Origin of the sequence: Mesorhizobium sp. WSM3860 (genome assembly GCF_002294995.1) — a bacterium.
GTDB lineage: Bacteria > Pseudomonadota > Alphaproteobacteria > Rhizobiales > Rhizobiaceae > Mesorhizobium.
Genome location: NZ_NSGF01000004.1, coordinates 85,367 through 103,467, shown reverse-complemented (window position 1 = coordinate 103,467; position 18,101 = coordinate 85,367). Strand labels below are relative to the sequence as shown.

Genomic DNA, 18,101 nt, shown 5'->3' with positions numbered 1-18,101 from the left:
CTTGTCTTTCGAAAAATCAGATGGCTTCACGCAGGTGGTAGGATTTCGGCCGCGTCAGGTTGTCGTAGCCGATGGCGGACAGCGCCGCGCCCTTGCCGGTGTCCTTGACGCCGGTCCAGACCAGCGCCGGATCGAGATAGTCGCAGCGGTTCATGAACACGGTGCCCGTCTCGACACGGTCGCCGATCGCCACGGCGCGCTCGCTGTCGCGCGTCCAGATCGAGGCCGTCAGCCCATAGGGGCTGTCGTTCATCAGCGCGATGGCCTCCTCGTCGTCGCGCACCTTCAGGATGCCGACGATCGGGCCGAAACTTTCCTCGCGCATGACGCTCATCTGGTGGTCGACACCGGTCAGCACTTCCGGCGCCAGATAAGGCGAGCCCGGCCTGTCGTTCTCCACCTTCATGTTGATATGCGCCCGGGCGCCCTTGCGCAGCGCCTCTGCCTTCTGCTCGCGGATCAGGTCGGCGAAGCGTGCCTGCGCCATCGGACCCATGGTCGTCGCCTGCTCCAGCGGATTGCCGACGACATAGTTCCTGGTCTCGGCGACAAAACCTTCGACGAACTCGTCATAGACCTTTTCGTGCACATAAATGCGCTCGATGCCGCAGCAGCATTGGCCGGAATTGTAGAAGGCGCCGTCGACCAGATTGGCGACCGCATGGTCCATCTTGGCGTCGGGAAGCACGTAGGCCGGGTCCTTGCCGCCGAGCTCGAGGCCGAGCGTCATGAAGGTGCCGGCCGCGGCCTTCTCGATGGCGCGGCCGCCGGCGACCGAGCCGGTGAAGTTGACATGGTCGATCTTGCCCGAGCCGAGCAGCCTTTCGGCCTGGTCGTGGTTCATGACCAGGTTCTGGAACAGACCTTTCGGCAGGCCCACCTTGCCGAACGCCTGCTGGAAGCGCTCGCCGACCAGCAGCGTCTGCGCGGCATGCTTGAGGATGACCGCACTTCCGGCCATCAGCGCCGGCACGATTGTGTTGACCGCGGTGAGATAGGGATAGTTCCACGGCGCGATCACCAGCACGACGCCGAGCGGCACCTTCTTGACATAGCGGCGAAAGCCGTCCTTCGGATTGGAGGCCATGATCGGCTTCAGCGCGGCTTCAGCGATCTCGACCATGTAGCTGGTGCGTTCCTTGACGCCGCCGAACTCGCCGCCATAGCGCACCGGCCGCCCCATCTGCCAGGCGATCTCGGGCACGATCTCGTCGCTCATGCCGACCAGCGTTTCCAGCATCGCCAGCATGTACTTGCCGCGCTTGGCGACCGGTGTCTCGGCCCATTTCTCCTGCGCCGTCCTGGCGCGCTCGACCGCCGCGCTGATCGCCTGATCCGTCGCGACCGGCCGCTCGGCATAGATCGAGCCGTCGATGGGTGATTTGAGTTTGACCGTTTCGGTCATTTCTTCCTCGCAGTTCTACAACAATCGAAATCATCTGGAGCTTGACCTTCGCCCGCCTGCACTTCTCCCGCCGAATGGCAGGGAGAAGCAAGAAAGTGCGGTCCAGGCGCCCCGTTCCAGAAGAGGGTAAAGGCAAGCGCGGACACCCTTGGCTGGCTAGCTAGTACCGTTCAAACCCCCGGTGCAGTTCCCAATCCGTGATGCGGCGGTCATATTCGAACTGCTCCCAGCGGGCGGTGTGGACATAGTGCTCGATCACCTCCTCGCCGAAGGCTTGCTTCAGCATCGTGGAGCCTTCCAGGGTCTCCGTGGCATCGCGCAGCGTCTTCGGGATTTCCGGCAGTTGCGACGCCTGATAGGCGTCGCCGACAAACGGCTTCTGCAGCTCCAGCTTCTCGTCGATGCCGGCAAGCCCGGCCGCGATCAGCGCGGCGAAGGCGAGATAGGGGTTGAGGTCGGCGCCGCCGATGCGGCATTCCATGCGGATGCCCTTGGTGCCCTCGCCGCACAGCCGGAAGCCCGCCGTGCGATTGTCCTCGCTCCACATGATCTTGGTCGGCGCGAAGGTGCCGGCCTGGAAGCGCTTGTAGGAGTTGATGTAGGGCGCCAAGAACCAGGTGAACTCCTTGGCGTATTTGAGCTGGCCGGCCGCCCATTGCTGGCCGAGGCTCGACAGCGTCCATTCGGCGTTTTTGTCGAAGAATAGCGGCGTCCCGCCGTCGGCGCTCCACAGCGAATTGTGGATGTGGCTGGAATTGCCGGCGAGCCCGTAATTGTACTTGGCCATGAATGAGATCGCCTTGCCTTCGGAATCGGCGATCTCTTTGGCGCCGTTCTTCAGGATGACGTGGCGATCCGCCATCTCGAGCGCCTCGGCATAGCGCACATTGATCTCTTCCTGGCCCGGACCCCACTCGCCCTTGGAATTTTCGATCGGGATGCCGGCTGCCTCCATCTCGTTGCGGAGCCGGCGCATGACGCCTTCCTCCTTGGTGGTGATGCCGATCTGGTAGTCGCCGATATAGGGCGAAGCGCTGTCGAGCCCTTGCCACTGCTTCTTGCGGGCCGATTCGTAGGTTTCGCTGAACAGGTAGAATTCGAGCTCGGAGGCGAAATAGCCGATATAGCCGCGCTCGCTCAGCCGCTTGACCTGCTTCTTCAGGATCGCGCGCGGCGAATGCGCGAGGTCCTCATGGTCGTGATGATCGAGCACGTCGCAGATGACCAGCGCCGTCTTCTCCAGCCATGGGACGCGCCGCAGCGTCGACAGGTCGGGCTTCATGACGAAGTCGCCATACCCCTTCGACCAGCTCGCCGCCTTGTAGCCCGGCACCGGCTCCATATCGATGTCGCAGGCCAGCAGATAGTTGCAGCCATGCGTCTCGCCATGCGCGGAATCGACGAAATACTGGGCCAGGAAGCGCTTCCCCGCGAGCCGGCCCTGCATGTCGACGATGCAGGCCAGAACCGTGTCGACCTCGCCGCTCGAGACCGCTTTCTTCAACTGATCGAACGAGAAATTCCCGGCCATTCCTTTGGCACTCCAACACTTGTCGATTGAAAGGGAGAAACGAAGCCCTGGCCAGCGTGACGCCGGCCAGGGCCATGATGTTCGATGTCAGTGACCGGTCTCGCCGACCGCCTGCTCTGCCGCCTTGATCGCCGCCTGGCGCGCCGCGATGATGTCGCCGAGAGGCGGCCCCTGGAAGCGGTTGCGCTCGAAGGCGAACCAGACGATCGCCGTCAGGATGAAGAAGCCGACGGTGATGTAGAGCGCCCAGTCGTTCGGCGGCTGGATGCCGATGACGAAGATCAGGATCATCGAAACGATCGAGAGAAGACCGAACAGCATGAAGATGCCGCGGCCCAGGTTCCACGGGCCCATCTTGTCCCACTTCGGCGTCCCCCAGGCCATCATGCCAAGCACGATCGGCACGGTGAAGGAGAGGAACAGGAAGATAACGGTGCAGGATACTACGATCGTGTAGGCCGAGGTGCCGGCAACCGAGACCACCGACGAGCCCCACACGAACAGCACCGACAGGATCGAGGCAGTCCAGATCGCCGCCACGGGCGTGCGATAGGTCGGGCTGACCTTGGAAAGCGCTGCCGAGCCGGGCAGGCCGCCGTCACGCGAGAAGGCGAAGATCATGCGCGAGGCCGAAGTGACGGTGGCAAGGCCGCACAGCAACTGTGCCAGGAACACGACGAGATAGACGAACTCCTTCAGTCCGGTTCCGACGCGCTGGTCGAAGGCCCAGAAGAACACGTTCCAGCCCTGCTTGGCGGCCTCATCCATGTTCGGGATCATCAGCACGAAGGCAGCCAGGAACAGGTAGCCGAACAACGCCGACCAGATGACCGACATGACCATCGCGCGCGGCACCGAAGAAGCCGCCTTGATGGTTTCCTCCGATGTATGCGCCGAGGCGTCATAGCCGGTGATCGTATAGATCGGCAGCAGGAGGCCAAGCGCGAAGATCCAGGCGTTCGAGACCTGCGGCCACACGCCGCCTCCGGCATCGCCTGAGTAGTTGTGGAAGGTGAAGAGGCGGCTGAAGTCCCAGGTCTCGGCGGAGAGCAGGCAGACCACCGCGATCAGGATCGAGCCGAAGAAGATCAGATAGCCCGAAAAATCGGTGAGCTTTGCCGTCAGCTTGATGCCGAGATGGTTGATCAGCGCCTGCGCGCCGGTGATGATGGCCAGGAAGATCGTCTGGTTGGTCAGGTTGTTTTCAATCCCCAGCGCCGGCCCGAAAGCGCCGATGAAGAACGTCCACGTTCCGACATTGATGGCACCGAGCACGGTGATCAGGCCAAGCAGGTTGAGCCAGGCGGTAACCCAGCCGGTGCCGCGATTGCCGAGGATGGAGCCCCAGTGATAGAGGCCGCCGGCCGTCGGATAGGCCGAGCTGATCTGCGACATGGCGACCGCGAAGGTGAGCGACACGAAACAGCCCACCAGCCAGCCGATGCCGATGCCGATGCCGCCGGCGCCGGAGGTCGCCTGCGCCAGCGAGTTGATGCCGCCGGACAGGATGCAGATGATGGAGAAGGAAACCGCGAAATTCGAGAAGCGGCTGAGGCGCCGCTCCAGTTCCTGGGCATAGCCCATGCTGTGGAGGACTTGTACGTCCTCAGCCTTGTCGACTTCGGTGTAGTCATTTGCTGCCATGTTGGAAGTCCCCTGTGGTTTCTTAGCTGGCCGACTGTACTGACTTTCCCATTGCGCGTTGTCGGGAGCCCCTGGCCTCCTCGGGCTCCAGATTCGAGAATATGCCTGTGAGCAGATCCGCCCATTTCCGCTGCCCGGTCGCGCCGGAGATCTCGTCGTTGCGGATTTCGATCATCGCGCAGGCAAGGCCGCGCGAGCGCGCGTGCCGTTCCAGCGTGAAATAGACGCGGTCGGCCGGCGAATAGGGTTCGTTGACGCCAACGGTGACGCCGGAGAGCCGCTTGAGCGCCGATATCAGCGGCGCCGCCAGCCGGCGGTCGTCGTCATGGATGATGCCGATATGCCAGGGCCGGCTCCTGCCCTTGTAAACCGGCGTGAAGGAGTGCACCGACACCAGCCGCGTTTCCTGCCCAAGCGCCAGCCGCTGCTCGATGATCTCGGCGATCGTGTCATGGAACGGACGCCACGCCAGATCAATCCGCTCCGCGCGCTGCCTGTCAGAGAGACTCGAATTGCCCGGAATGGCTGTCGTCTCGCTGACCGGCGGCACGAGGTCAGGCGCGTCGAGCGGGCGGTTGCAGTCGATCACTAGGCGCGAGATGCGGGTTTCGACCAGCGTGGCGTCGAGCGCGTCGGCCATCCGGCTGGCGACCGGCAGTGCGCCCGGATCCCAGGCGATATGCCGGGAGAGATCCTCGGCAGGCAGCCCGAGCGTTCCGAATTCGGGGGGCACCAAGTTCGAGGCATGGTCGCAGGTGAGGACGAAGGGGCTCGATCCGCCGGGGTTGGTCACCCTTACGGTCTCCGACGGTGCAAGGCTGACGCGCCGTGCTTTCTCCATACTGCCGTCCCCTCGGGAGCGCTGTATCTTATGTTACGTAATTTGCCTCATTGCGCCCCTATGAATGATTTCATACAGTTTACGCGGCTTTGTCAAACGCGGAATTCCGAAAACGGCGGCGACCGGGTCAAAGGGTGGGGAAAACGATGATCTCCAGTATTGCCGAACTGATTTCGGACCGCATCGGCACCATGCCGGCAGGCGAGCGCCGCGCCGCGCAGACGCTGATTGCCAACTATCCGCTGACCGGGCTGAAGACGGTGGCCGAGTTCTCGACCGCGGCGGGGGTCTCCTCACCGACGATTCTGCGTTTCGTCGCGAGGTTGGGTTTCCAGAATTATCCCGAATTCCAGTCGGCGCTGCAGGATGAACTGGCCGCGCAATTGCAGTCGCCGGCGTCTCGCACGCTCAACTCGGCGTCGCCCGCCAATGGCGGCGCCGTTTCGCCGATGCTGGAGGCGACGCTCGACAACATGCGCGAAACGTTCCGGCACCTTACCGACAAGCAGTTGGCCGACATTGCCGCAAGGCTTGCCGAGCGCCGCGGCAAGACCTTTCTGATCGGCGGCCGCTTCACCGATCCGCTGGCGCGCTACATGGCAGCCCATCTCGCCATCATCCAGCCAGACGTCTACCACCTCGCCGGCCAGGAGAGCATCTGGCGCGACCGGCTGATTGACATGGGCAAGCGCGACGTCCTGGTTGTCTTCGACATCAGGCGCTACCAGGAAAGTCTGCTCCGGTTTGCCGAGAAGGCGCACCAGCGCGGCGTCCAGATCGTGCTGTTCACCGATCAGTGGCTCTCGCCGATCGCCCGCTTCGCCCGACATGTGATCGCCGGGCGCACCGCCGTGCCTTCGGCCTGGGACTCGTCCGCCGCCCTCTTTGTCGTCGCCGAAACGCTGATCGGGGCGGTCACAAGGCAGCTCGAAGCCGCCGGCGCCAAGCGCATCCGCGACCTTGAGAGCCTGCGATAGGCACTTCCACGTAGGGTGCAACGGCTTCGGTTTGGATTTGTTTCGACAAACTGCATGGCGGCCGGCCGCCCCGAAATGCGGCGAAAGATGGGACCGAAGCGATGCTCCCGCTTCACGTTACCGAGATTTAATGTGCACGTTTGCGTGATAATTGCCATAAACCCCTGATATTATGATGTGGCGTGGCCGGTTTCGCCCCACGCCGTATCGTCGCTCAGCCTGCTTCCACTTGGAACCGGCGGACGATTTCTGCCGCTGGGAGTGTCAATGTCGAGCTGGAAACAGATTGTTGTTGCGCTTGGGATCGTGGTTGCGGCCGCGGCCGCCTGGGCGCGCTTCTATCCCGGCGCGCCTGAGGTACTGGCACGCTGGGGTATGGACTGGGCGATTGCGGCGACGCCTCCCGCCACGGGAAGCATCGAGACCGGTTCTGCCCGGTCCGGTCGCAACCGCGCCGGCCAGATCGTGACCATTGTCGCCTCCCCTGCCGGCACCGCCACCATCAACGACAGGCTTCAGGCGATCGGGACCGGCCGCGCCAATGCGACGGTCACCGTCAATCCATATTCTTCCGGCCGCCTTACCGAACTGCCGCTGCAGTCCGGCACCCATGTCGAAAAAGGCGATGTCATCGCCAGGCTCGATTCCGAGACGGAAGTGATTTCGCGCGACCGTGCCAAGGTCGCGCTCGACGATGCCCAGGCGAAGCTCGACCGGGTCAAGTCGCTGCGAGCCTCCAATGCCGCCACGCAAGTGGCCGTCGCCGATGCCGAGGTGGCGCTTGCCAACGCCAAGCTCGCGTTGCGTGATGCCGAGCTCGCGCTCGAGCGTCGCTCGGTCGTCGCGCCGATCGAAGGCACTGTCGGTATCTTGCCGATCGCCGCCGGCAACTATGTCACCAGCCAGTCCGCGATCGCAACTCTTGACGACCGCTCGAGCATATTGGTCGATTTCTGGGTGCCGGAGCGTTTTGCCGCCGCTGTAAAAGTCGGGCAGCGATTGTCGGCCACGCCACTGGCCAACCCCAACCAGGTCTATACGGGCACGGTTTCGGCCATCGACAACCATATCGACGAGAACAGCCGCACGCTGCTCGTCAAGGCGACGATCGCCAATCCGGCCGATTCGCTGCGCGCCGGCATGTCCTTCCAGATCGCCATGAAATTCCCCGGCGACACCTACCCGGCAGTCAGCCCATTGGCCATCCAGTGGGGCACCGACGGCGCCTATATCTGGACCGTTGAAAACGGCAAGGCAAAGCGCGTGCCGGTGCGCATCATCCAGCGCAACACCGAGACGGTGCTGATCGATGCTCCCGTCGAGAGCGGCGATATGGTGGTGACCGAAGGCACGCAGAGCGTCAGCGAAGGCGGCGACGTCCGCATCGCCGGCGAGGACCGCGCCGCCGCGGCCGAAGGCTCATGAGCGCCGCCGGCGACCTGGCCACGGGATCGGGCCTGACCGCGCTCTTCATCCGCAGGCCGGTCATGGCCTTCGTGCTCAACACCTTGATCGCGGTCGCCGGGCTTGCCGCCTTCTGGGGCGTCGAAGTGCGCGAACTGCCGGATGTCGACCGCCCGGTCATCACCGTCAACACCACCTTCGAGGGCGCGGCCGCCGAAACCGTCGACCGCGAGCTGACCGACGCGATCGAGGGCGCCGTCGCGCGCGTCTCGGGCGTCAAGTCGATCTCGTCGACTTCATCTTTCGGCCAGAGCCGCGTCACCATCGAGTTCAACGACGGCGTCGATCTCAATGTCGCCGCCTCCGATGTTCGCGATTCCGTCAGCCGGATCACCAACCAGCTGCCCGAGACCGCAGACGCGCCACGCATCGTCAAGGCCGACGCCAATTCCGACCCGGTGATGCGGCTGGCGGTCACGTCCGACACCATGTCGGTGCAGGACATGACGGTGCTGGTCCAGGACCGCATCGAGGACGAGCTCGCCGCCGTTCCAGGGGTCGCCGACGTCCAGGTATCCGGCGACCGCGACAAGATCTTCCGCATCGATGTCGACCAAAACAAGCTGGCAAGCCATGGCTTCACCGTGGCGGATTTGCGCAAGGCGCTCGCCTCCGTCGCCTTCGATTCCCCGGCTGGCTCGATCACCACCACAAACCAGGACCTCGTCGTGCGCACGACGGCTGACGTGACCACGCCGGAGGAATTCGAGAGCATTGTCATCGGCGGCGCGACGCGCATCCGCGACGTCGCCACCGTGACGCTCGGCCCCGACATCGGCCAGACCTCGCTGCGCTCCGACGGCAAAACCGGCATCGGCCTCGGCATCATCCGCCAGGCGGAATCGAACACGCTCGATATATCGACCGGCGTCAGGGCCGCCGTGGAGAAGCTGCAGGCGAACCTTCCGCAAGGCATGTCGATCAAGGTCACCAGTGACGATGCCGTCTTCATCAACGGCGCGGTGCACGAGGTCGAGATCGCTCTGGCGCTTTCCGTCTCGATCGTGCTCATCGTCATCTACGCCTTCCTGCTCGACTGGCGCGCGACGCTGATCCCCGGTCTGTCGATGCCGGTCGCCATGATCGGCACCATCTCGGCGATCTATCTCGCCGGCTTTTCCATCAACATCCTGACGCTGCTGGCGCTGGTGCTGGCGACAGGCCTCGTCGTCGACGACGCCATCGTCGTGCTCGAAAACATCGTGCGCCGCCGCAACGAGGGCATGGGGCCGCGCGCGGCCGCCGTGCTCGGCACCCAGGAAGTCTTCTTCGCCGTCGTCGCCACGACGCTGACACTGGTCGCCGTCTTCGTGCCGATCTCGTTCCTGCCGGGACAGACCGGCGGGCTCTTTCGCGAGTTCGGCTTCGTGCTAGCGATGTCGGTGCTGCTCTCCTGCGTCGTGGCGCTGACGCTCTGCCCGATGCTCGCCTCGCGCATGCTGACCAGCGCCTCTCTTCACCACGAAGGCGGCAGCGGCGTGGGCGCTCGCATCGGCGGCGCATTGCATCGGCTCTACAAGCGCTGCCTGCATGCCTGCCTCGGCGCGCCCTGGATCGTGGTGCTCGTCGCCTTGCTCTTCGCTGGCACCGCCTTCGCTTTGTTCGGCACGATACGCCAGGAGCTGACGCCGACCGAAGACCGCGCCGTCGTGCTTTTGCGTATCAATGCGCCTCAGGGAGTGAGCCTCGACTACACGACCGAGCAGATGCGCAAGATCGAGCGGCTGATCCAGCCTTTGCGCGATTCCGGCGAGATCCGCAGCACCTTCGCGAATGCCGGCAACAACGGCGCCTACAATAGCGGCTTCATGGTGATGACGCTGGCGCCGTGGGCCGAGCGGACGCGCAGCCAGCAGGAGATCATGGCCGAGATCAGCCGCCTGACCAACCAGGTGCCAAGCGTCCGCGTTTTCCCGGTTCAGCCCAACAGCCTTCGCATCCGTGGTGCCGGCAGCGGCCTGCAATTCGCGCTGGTCGGCAACGACCGCAAGGCACTAAGCGCGGCGGCGGTGCAGATCGTCGAGGAGATGAGGCAGGATCCGCGCTTCCAAGCACCGCGACTTTCCGTCGACCTTACGCAGCCGCAGCTTGCCGTTGCCATCGACCGCGAGCTCGCCTCCGACCTCGGCATCGACATCACCGGGCTCGCCGATACGCTTCAGGCCATGCTCGACGGCAACGATGTCGTCGACGTTTACATCGCCGACCGCAGCTATGGCGTAAAGCTGGTCTCGACCACCAATCCGATCAACGATCCGACCGATCTCGAAAATATCTTCCTGAAAACCTCGGACGGCCGCTTCGTGCCGATGTCGACCATCGCCACCCTGACCGAGCGCGCCGTGCCGCCGTCCCTGACTCGCGAGCAGCAGCAGCCGTCGGTGGCGATCACCGCCAATCTCGGCGGCAGCTTCGCGCTCGGCGATGCGCTGACCCGTGCCGAGGAGATCGCAACACCGCTGCTGCCGTCGGACGCGCGGATCGTGCCGCTGGCCGAGGCGGCGACGCTCGGCGAGAGCAACAGCGCCATGATCGCCGTCTTCAGCTTTGCGCTGGTCATCATCCTTCTGGTGCTGGCTGCCCAGTTCGAGAGCTTCGTCAGCGCCGTCATCATCATGGCGACGGTGCCGCTCGGGCTCGCCTGCGCTATTTTCGCCTTGCTGCTTTCGGGCACAAGCCTCAACGCCTACAGCCAGATCGGCCTAGTCCTGCTGGTCGGTGTCATGGCCAAGAACGGCATCCTGATCGTCGAGTTCGCCAACCAGCTGCGCGACCGCGGGCTTGGCGTGCGCGAGGCGATCGAAGAGGCCGCCACCATTCGCCTTCGCCCGGTGATGATGACGATGATCTGCACCGTGCTCGGCGGCGTGCCGCTGGTGCTGGCTTCGGGCGCAGGCGCCGAAGCGCGCGTGGCGCTCGGTTGGGTGATCGTCGGCGGCCTGGGCCTGGCGACCGTCTCCACCCTCTTCCTGACCCCTGTCGCCTATCTCTTGCTTGGCCGCTTCGTCACGCCCAAAGCGCATGAGGAAGCCCGCGTGAAGCGCGAGTTGGAGGAAGCCGCCTACGCGAATGTCGAGCCGGCGGAGTAGCGGGCAGGCACGAGCGGGGCAGCTCAGCTACTTGCCGGTGAACTCGGGCAGTCGAATGTACGGATTGCGCTGATCGTAGGAATATCGTGGCTCGCCTTTGCCAGATGAAACGGCACCCGCTATGAGCACTCCTTTCGGCCCAAATTGATAATCGATGCCGGCACAAAGATGCGCGAGCGTTTCATAGTCGAAGTCGCAATTCGCTGCCGGCCGCGAATGCCGACGTTTTCATCGCATCCGACGAAAGCGAGCCGAGCGTGCTATCGCGATAGGCTTTGACCTTGGCCTTGCTGAGCCGCGATGACTGGCATTCCGAGGCGACGACGCGCGCCAGCATGATATTTCTAATTGCGGTCGATGCTGGATCGTTCATAGGGGCCGAATATTTGTTGAGAAAATAGTTCGTACCCGGATCGTTGGTCATCGACTTGCGCCAAATGGGCGGAAACTTGTCAGCGGCCTCGGCACAAAATGTACCTGCCATGGACACTAGGACGACTCCGACAAACCACCGAGATTGCGACCTCGAGTTATTTTGATCAGGGCTTAACAAACACCTTCCCGTTCGGCTTGGCCAGCTCGGCCGGCAGCCGCGCCATCGCCTCGTCCAGCGGCACCACTGCCGTCACGTCCGTCGACCAGCGCCCGTCGGAAAACCTCTTCTGCGCCTCCAGCACCGCCGGGCCGAGCCGGTCGCGAAACGCCCGCATCCATTCGGCCAGCCAGAAGCCTTCGATGCGCTTGTGCTGGAAGATCAGCTGGCCTGGCTCGCGGATGACAGTCGGCTCGGCGTCGAGCCTTCCATAGACGATCCAGCGCGAGCGCTTCGGCATGGCGTTGAAGATGACCGAGGCAAGCGGTCCTGTGACTGCGTCCAGGAAGATGCGGGGCTGCTCCGCCTTCATCACCTCGCGCAGCGAAGCCTCGAAATCCGCCGCCTTCTCGTTGAGCACATGGGCGGCGCCCAGCCCTTTCAGCAGCGGGATCTGCTCGTCGCGGCGCATGGTGACGATCGGCCGAAAAGCCTCCTCTTTCGCCAGCCCGATGATCAGCTTGCAGAGCTGGCTGGCGCCCGCAGTCATGATGAAGGCCTTGTCGCCCTCCTGCTTGACGATGTCGAACATGGCTAAAGCGGTCAGCGGATTGACGATCATCGCCGCGCCGTCCTCGTCGCGCACCGTGTTAAGCAAAGGTATGCAGGACGCAGCCTCGGCAACCGCGTATTCTGCCCAGGCGCCCCAGTTCGACACGCCGGTGGCGAAGGCGACGCGCTTGCCCGCAAGGCCTTTTGCGTATGGATCGTCGCCAGTGGAGGCCACGATGCCGACGCCCTCAAATCCTGCCGGCCGGCCCTGCACACGGGGCTGGCCGTATTGCCCTGTGATGAAGGCGATATCGGATGGGTTGATCGAGGCGAGACTGACCTTGATCAGCGCTTGTGTCGGACCAGGCGCCGGCACGGCGACGCTGCCGGGCTTCAAATAAGGTTCCATCGCCTCCAGCACGCCGGCCGAAGGCGTTTTGCTGTAGCCGTCGCCGACAAGCAGCAGGCCTCGCATTTCCGATGTTAGCGTCATGGCGGTCAGATCTTCTCCTGGGTGTATTTCCTGAGCTCGGCGCGCGCCACCTGGCGCCGGTGCACGGCGTCCGGCCCGTCGGCCAATCGCAGAGTTCTCAGATGCGTCCACGAGCGGGCGAGCGGCGTATCCTGACTGATGCCTTGCGCGCCGAACATCTGCACCGCCTCGTCGGTGACCTTGAGCGCGACGCGCGGCGCGACGACCTTGATCTGGCTGATCCAGGGCGCGGCCGCCTTCGCATCGCCCTGGTCGATCATCCAGGCCGCCTTGAGGCAGAGCAGCCTGGCCATCTCGATCTCCATCCGGCACTCGGCGATGATGTCGAAATTGGCGCCGAGCTTTGCCAGCGATTGGCCGAAGGCCTCGCGCCGCACGGAGCGCCGGCACAGCATTTCCAGCGCCATCTCGGCCTGGCCGATCGCCCGCATGCAGTGATGGATGCGGCCCGGGCCCAGCCGCCCTTGCGCGATCTCGAAGCCCCTGCCCTCGCCGAGGATCAGGTTCGTCGCCGGCACCCGAACATCCTCGAACCTTAGATGCATATGGCCATGCGGCGCGTCGTCGTCACCATAGACCTGCATTGGCCGGAGCTTGGTGATGCCCTCGCTGTGCGCCGGCACCAGGATCATCGAATGCCGGCGATGCTGCGGCTCCTCGTCCGAGCCGGTCCTGACCAAGACGATGTAGATGGCGCAGCGCGGGTCGCCGGCGCCGGACGCCCACCATTTCTCGCCGTTGAGCACATAATCGTCGCCGCGACGCTCGCAGCGCATCGCAATGTTGGTGGCGTCTGAGGAAGCGACATCCGGCTCGGTCATCAGATAGGCCGAGCGGATCTTCCCTTCGAGCAGCGGCTCCAGCCATTGCCGCTTGTGCTCTTCCGAGCCGTAGCGCTCCAGCACTTCCATATTGCCGGTATCGGGCGCCGAGCAGTTGAAGGTCTCGGCCCCGAGATGCGCCTTGCCCATCTCCTCCGCCAAGTAGGCATATTCGACCGTCGACAGGCCGTAGCCGCGCTTTGAATCGGTCAGCCAGAAGTTCCACAACCCGCGCTCCCGTGCCGTCTTCTTCAGCCCTTCGAGGATTTCGGTCTGCCTGGCCGTGTAAATCCAGCGGTCACCGGTTCTGCCGACCTCGGCGAGAAATTCCTCACCGAGCGGCGCGATCTCGTCGCGCACCATTGCGGCCACGCGCTGGTGGATCGGCTTCAGCCGCTCGGTCATGCCGAGGTTCATGTCCGCCATCGGTTCCGGCCCTTTCGCTTCTTTATCCGTGGCAAGGATGACCGTACTTCGGCTAGCCTTGTCAACGCGAGTCCTTCGGTTCGGGGCGGGACGAGGCGCGCGGGAGGAATTAGGATGAGCTATCTCGACAAGCTGTTCTCGGTCGCCGGCAAGACCGCGCTTGTGACCGGCGCCGCAACCGGCATCGGCCGCATGGTGGCGACCGGGCTGGTGCGGGCCGGCGCCTGCGTGATGATTGCCTCGCGCAAGGGCGAGGATTGTGTGCGGGTCGCCGACGAACTCAACGCGCAGGGCGGCTCCGGCCGGGCCGAGGGTTTTGCCGGCGATGTGTCCAGCGAAGCGGGCATCGCCGCGCTGGTTGCCGAGGTGAAGGTACGAACGGACCGGCTGCACATCCTGGTCAACAATGCCGGCATTTCCTGGGGCGCGCCGCTCGCGGAGTTTCCCTACCACGCCTGGGCCAAGGTGTTCGGCGTCAACGTCACCGCCGTCTTCCATCTGACGCGCGAGCTTTTGCCGCTGCTCGATGCTGCAGCAAGCGACGATGACCCGGCCCGCGTGATCAATCTGGGCTCGGTGATGGGCACGCAGCCGCTGGCCGACGACGCCTATTCCTACACCGCCTCCAAGGCTGCGGTGCATCACCTGACGCGCACGCTGGCGGTCGAATTCGCCGCCCGCCGCATCACCGTCAACGCCTTTGCGCCCGGTCCCTTCCAGAGCCGGATGACGGCCTTTGCCACCGCCACGGAGGAGCAGGCGAAACGTGTCGGCAGCCATGTTCCGCTCGGCCGCATCGGCGTGGCGGATGACATTGCCGGCGCAACGCTCTATTTGTGCAGCCGTGCCGGAAGCTACGTCACCGGCGCCATCCTGCCGATCGACGGCGGCCAGTCGGTGCAGCACGGGATGACATTGTTCAAGGAATAGGACGCCCGGTTCCAGCAATCGCGATCCGGGCGGGGTGCGGAGGACATCAGCGTGGAACCGATCAGTCTCGATACGCTTCTGGCCAGCGTCGGCAAGGAAGTCGGCGTTTCGCCATGGCGCACGGTGACACAGCGCATGATCGATCAGTTCGCCGACGCCACCGACGATCACCAGTTCATCCATTGCAATCCGGAACGCGCCGCGCGCGAGACGCCGTTCGGCGGCACCATCGCGCATGGCTTCCTGTCGCTGTCGCTGCTGTCGGCCATGACCTTCGAGACCATGCCGCCGATCGAAAACACCAAGATGGGCGTCAACCACGGCTTCGACACGCTGCGCTTCCTGGCGCCGGTGAAGACCGGCTCGCGCATCCGCACCCATTTCGTGCTGGCCGACGTCAAGGTGCGGCCTTCCGGATGGGTGCAGACGGCGCATGACGTGACCATCGAAATCGAAGGATCGAAGAAGCCGGCGCTCACCGCGCGCTGGCTGACCCTGACGCTGATCGAGCGCCAGCCCGAGACCGCATGAGCGGCGACGCCAACGCGCTCGACCAAGCAGCGCTTGCGCCTTATCTCGAAGCGCATGTGCCTGGTTTTTCGAAGCTTTGCGCGGCCGAAAAGTTCAAGTCCGGACAGTCGAACCCGACCTATCTGCTGACCGCCGCCAGCGGCCGCTACGTGCTGCGCGCCAAGCCGCCGGGGCAGTTGCTGAAATCGGCGCATCAGGTCGACCGCGAATTCCGCGTCATGCAGGCGCTTAGCACGACCTCCGTGCCGGCGCCGCGCATGCTCCATCTTTCAGGCGAGGTAACGCCGATCGGCCGCATGTTCTACGTCATGGAGTTCCTCGACGGGCGCATCTTCTGGGATCCGTCGCTGCCGGATACATCCGGCAACGACGAGCGTGCCGCGATCTACGACGCCATGAATGCGACCCTCGCCGCCCTGCACCAAGTCGATGTCGAGGCTGTGGGCTTAAGCGATTTCGGCAAGCCCGGCAGCTATTTCGAGCGCCAGTTCGTGCGCTGGACAAGTCAGTACCGCGCCTCCGAAACCGAAAGCATAGCCGGCATGGATCGGCTGATTGCCTGGCTGGAGACGCATATGCCGGCCGATGGCGGCCAGGTCTCGCTGGTGCATGGCGACTACCGGCTGGACAATATGATTTTCGCCAAGGACGAGCCGAAGGTCATCGCCGTGCTCGACTGGGAACTGTCGACGCTTGGCCATCCCTTTGCCGACCTCGCCTATCAATGCATGCAATGGCGGCTGCCGCATGCGTCGGGCTTTCGCGGCCTGCACGGCGTCGACCGCGCCTCGATCGGTCTGCCGTCCGAGGAGGCCTATGTCACCGCCTATTGCCGCCGGCGCGGCATCGACGGCATCAGCAACTGGACCTTCTTCCTCGCCTTCTCCTTCTTCCGCCTCGCGGCGATCTGCCAGGGTGTCTACCGCCGCGCGCTGGACGGCAATGCCTCCAATCCGGAAAAGGCCCAGACCTATGCTGAGGCGGTGAAGCTGCTTGCCGCGCTCGCGCTAGAGCTGATTGACAAGAAAGGTTGAGGGAGCCAGGCCATGGGCCGTTTCAATGGAGCTGCGGTGCTGATAACCGGTGCTACAGGCGGCCTCGGCAGCGGCGCGGCCAAAGCCTTCGCCACCGAGGGCGCGCGGCTGGTTCTTTCCGATCTCTGAAGCCGAAGCACTTGCCGAGCTCACCCGCGGCGTGCCGACGAAGCGGGTCGGAGAGGTCGACGAGATCGTGACCGACATCCTTTATCTCGCCGATCCTGCCAATTCGTTCATGACAGGCCACGCGCTGGCGCTGGACGGCGGCATCGGCGCGATTTAGTTCAGAAAAACTGGGTAGCGGCTTTCCTGTCCGGAACTAAGCAGGAACAAAGCGTTAGGGCGTACCTTGGGGAACCAGGCCGCTCCCTTGTCCGTTTCCGTACAGCGTATATAACTTTGTCAGGCAACCAACCATAGAGGCAGGCGGAAATTGCCGCTGAGCGTTCAGAGACGCCGCGAGAAACAGAAAGCCGAGCTTCGGTCCGAACTGGTCGACGCAGCTCACAAGCTCGTCCAGGAAGAGGGCTACGAAGGGCTTACCATCCGCAAACTTGCCAAGCGGGTCGGCTACGCGCCGATGTCGGTCTATTCGTATTTTGCCGATAAGCAGGACATCCTGTTCGCGCTCGCCGAGGACGCGTTCGAAACGCTTGCCCGCCGTATCGAGGAGCATCCTTCCGACGATCCCGTAGAGGCGCTGCGAGCGGTCATGACCGAGTATGCTGCCTTCGGGCTCGGCAATCCCAATGAATACCGAACCGTCTTCATGACCGAGAAGACCCGGCTGCCGGAAGGCCGCAGTTACGAGGACATGGAAGAGGGCAACCCGGCGATGAAGGTGCTGATCAGAAGGGTCGAGGCCTGCGTCGCAGCCGGCAAGCTCAAAGGCGATCCGCGCGCCATAGCCACCATGCTGTGGACCGTCGGCCACGGCACGATCTCGCTGCTGATCACCTTTCCCTTCTATCCGTTCGGCGACCCCCAGGCCTATGTGAAGCGGATGTGCGACTTCATGCTGGCCTCGTTGTCGGCGCAGGACATACCCTCGCTCACCGAAACACCGCTCCACTGCTGACCGGCTGCGCAGGGCTGTTTCGAGTGACGCCCATCGCTTTTTCGGGGGCGGCGCATTAGTGCGTTCCAGAAAGCCTGCCGTACGTGTACAATTTTCTTGAATTCAGCTTCCGTTAGCCGTATATGTACGCCGTTTCGTACACGTACAGAAGAAATGTTGGAGACGGAAGATGAAAAAGACGATCCTCGCTCTCGCCACGGTGTTGGCCTTCTCGAGCGCCGCTTTCGCTGGCGCAACCCAGCCGGCCAAGCACGCCCCTGCTGCCTGCGCCCAGACCAACACCAACGCGACGCTCGACTGTACCGCGACCGGTTCGGTCGAAAAGGCCGACGTCAGCAAGACCCCGAGCACCAAGGACCCGCGCCTCGGCATGGACGTCAATCCGTGGTTCGTGCCCGGGCTCTGAGAATTCGAAAATCCAGAACGAAAACGAGCGGCATCTGGCCGCCCGTTTTGGCTTTGCTTGCCCCCACTGGAAGCGATCCACGCGCCTATTTCGGACGCAGCTTCCTTCCCGGCACCTCTTTAGCTTTCCCGGGCGTGGCGGGAGCGCCGGGAATGGCGGTGCCGGTGATCGAAACCGGATCACTCGCCGGAAACGTGTCCTCGAGGCCTTCCTCGAGTTCTTCTTCCTCGATCTCGTGATGCCGTTGGTGCTCGAGCGAGCGGACCGCCGATGTTTTCTTGGACGGCTTCGGCGCGGATTTGGATGACATCGGCTTCTCCCTCGCAAATCGCAAGAACGGGACG

17 protein-coding genes are annotated in these 18,101 nt (G+C 63.8%); 9 read left to right on the top strand and 8 right to left on the bottom strand.

Annotated elements, in window-relative coordinates; all coding sequences use genetic code 11:
* Nucleotides 1–16: 16 nt before the first annotated feature.
* From CK220_RS09360 to CK220_RS09345, 4 genes are all read right to left on the bottom strand, one after another.
* A complete protein-coding gene (locus tag CK220_RS09360) occupies nt 17–1,405 on the bottom strand; it encodes an aldehyde dehydrogenase family protein (RefSeq protein ID WP_095811264.1) in 1,389 nt (462 codons plus the stop codon).
* A 160-nt stretch (nt 1,406–1,565) separates the two neighbouring features.
* Nucleotides 1,566–2,936 carry a glutamine synthetase family protein gene (locus CK220_RS09355; RefSeq protein WP_095811263.1) on the bottom strand — a complete coding sequence of 457 codons (1,371 nt, stop codon included), beginning with the start codon at nt 2,934–2,936 and terminating at the stop codon, nt 1,566–1,568.
* 87 nt (nt 2,937–3,023) lie between these two features.
* Complete coding sequence (locus tag CK220_RS09350) at nt 3,024–4,580, bottom strand: amino acid permease (RefSeq protein ID WP_095811262.1); 1,557 nt, start codon at nt 4,578–4,580, stop codon at nt 3,024–3,026.
* A 22-nt stretch (nt 4,581–4,602) separates the two neighbouring features.
* The gene (locus CK220_RS09345; RefSeq protein WP_095811261.1) at nt 4,603–5,421 is read right to left on the bottom strand and encodes an N-formylglutamate amidohydrolase; all 819 of its coding nucleotides are present in this window, start codon (nt 5,419–5,421) and stop codon (nt 4,603–4,605) included.
* A 146-nt stretch (nt 5,422–5,567) separates the two neighbouring features.
* Here CK220_RS09345 and CK220_RS09340 point away from each other — a divergent pair, with 146 nt between their 5' ends.
* The 3 genes from CK220_RS09340 to CK220_RS09330 all read left to right on the top strand — a co-directional run bounded on the left by CK220_RS09340 (nt 5,568) and on the right by CK220_RS09330 (nt 10,951).
* A complete protein-coding gene (locus CK220_RS09340) occupies nt 5,568–6,398 on the top strand; it encodes a MurR/RpiR family transcriptional regulator (protein ID WP_095811471.1) in 831 nt (276 codons plus the stop codon).
* Nucleotides 6,399–6,665: 267 nt separating this feature from the next.
* Nucleotides 6,666–7,823, top strand: coding sequence for an efflux RND transporter periplasmic adaptor subunit (locus CK220_RS09335; RefSeq protein ID WP_095811260.1), 1,158 nt, complete (start codon nt 6,666–6,668; stop codon nt 7,821–7,823).
* The gene (locus CK220_RS09330; protein WP_095811259.1) at nt 7,820–10,951 is read left to right on the top strand and encodes an efflux RND transporter permease subunit; all 3,132 of its coding nucleotides are present in this window, start codon (nt 7,820–7,822) and stop codon (nt 10,949–10,951) included. The genes CK220_RS09335 and CK220_RS09330 overlap by 4 nt, the downstream gene beginning before the upstream one ends.
* Nucleotides 10,952–11,132: 181 nt before the next feature.
* Here the strand turns inward: CK220_RS09330 and CK220_RS31845 are convergent, their stop codons facing one another.
* From CK220_RS31845 to CK220_RS09315, 3 genes are read right to left on the bottom strand one after another with little or no spacing between them, the layout of a single operon-like run.
* Entirely contained in the window at nt 11,133–11,435 is a 303-nt protein-coding gene (locus tag CK220_RS31845; RefSeq protein ID WP_176479037.1) for a hypothetical protein, read from the bottom strand.
* A 55-nt stretch (nt 11,436–11,490) separates the two neighbouring features.
* Nucleotides 11,491–12,528: a zinc-binding dehydrogenase gene (locus CK220_RS09320; RefSeq protein ID WP_095811258.1), complete on the bottom strand. Its 1,038-nt coding sequence runs from the start codon at nt 12,526–12,528 to the stop codon at nt 11,491–11,493.
* Nucleotides 12,529–12,533: 5 nt separating this feature from the next.
* Nucleotides 12,534–13,775 (bottom strand): acyl-CoA dehydrogenase family protein, encoded by a 1,242-nt coding sequence (locus CK220_RS09315; protein WP_095811257.1) that lies wholly within the window; start codon nt 13,773–13,775, stop codon nt 12,534–12,536.
* 114 nt (nt 13,776–13,889) lie between these two features.
* On the opposite strand from CK220_RS09315, the gene CK220_RS09310 reads away from it, so the two are divergent.
* The 6 genes from CK220_RS09310 to CK220_RS09285 all read left to right on the top strand — a co-directional run bounded on the left by CK220_RS09310 (nt 13,890) and on the right by CK220_RS09285 (nt 17,757).
* Nucleotides 13,890–14,705 (top strand): SDR family oxidoreductase, encoded by an 816-nt coding sequence (locus CK220_RS09310; RefSeq protein WP_095811256.1) that lies wholly within the window; start codon nt 13,890–13,892, stop codon nt 14,703–14,705.
* A 45-nt stretch (nt 14,706–14,750) separates the two neighbouring features.
* Nucleotides 14,751–15,236: a MaoC family dehydratase gene (locus CK220_RS09305; RefSeq protein ID WP_280952719.1), complete on the top strand. Its 486-nt coding sequence runs from the start codon at nt 14,751–14,753 to the stop codon at nt 15,234–15,236.
* A complete protein-coding gene (locus CK220_RS09300) occupies nt 15,233–16,270 on the top strand; it encodes a phosphotransferase family protein (protein ID WP_095811254.1) in 1,038 nt (345 codons plus the stop codon). Before CK220_RS09305 ends, CK220_RS09300 begins: the two co-directional genes overlap by 4 nt.
* A 121-nt stretch (nt 16,271–16,391) precedes the next feature.
* Nucleotides 16,392–16,556 (top strand): SDR family oxidoreductase, encoded by a 165-nt coding sequence (locus CK220_RS09295; RefSeq protein WP_280952718.1) that lies wholly within the window; start codon nt 16,392–16,394, stop codon nt 16,554–16,556.
* A 150-nt stretch (nt 16,557–16,706) separates the two neighbouring features.
* Complete coding sequence (locus tag CK220_RS09290) at nt 16,707–17,351, top strand: TetR/AcrR family transcriptional regulator (RefSeq protein ID WP_095811253.1); 645 nt, start codon at nt 16,707–16,709, stop codon at nt 17,349–17,351.
* Between the two features lie 169 nt (nt 17,352–17,520).
* Complete coding sequence (locus tag CK220_RS09285) at nt 17,521–17,757, top strand: DUF680 domain-containing protein (RefSeq protein WP_095811252.1); 237 nt, start codon at nt 17,521–17,523, stop codon at nt 17,755–17,757.
* Nucleotides 17,758–17,842: 85 nt separating this feature from the next.
* Here the strand turns inward: CK220_RS09285 and CK220_RS09280 are convergent, their stop codons facing one another.
* Complete coding sequence (locus CK220_RS09280) at nt 17,843–18,067, bottom strand: hypothetical protein (RefSeq protein WP_095811251.1); 225 nt, start codon at nt 18,065–18,067, stop codon at nt 17,843–17,845.
* Nucleotides 18,068–18,101: the final 34 nt, after the last annotated feature.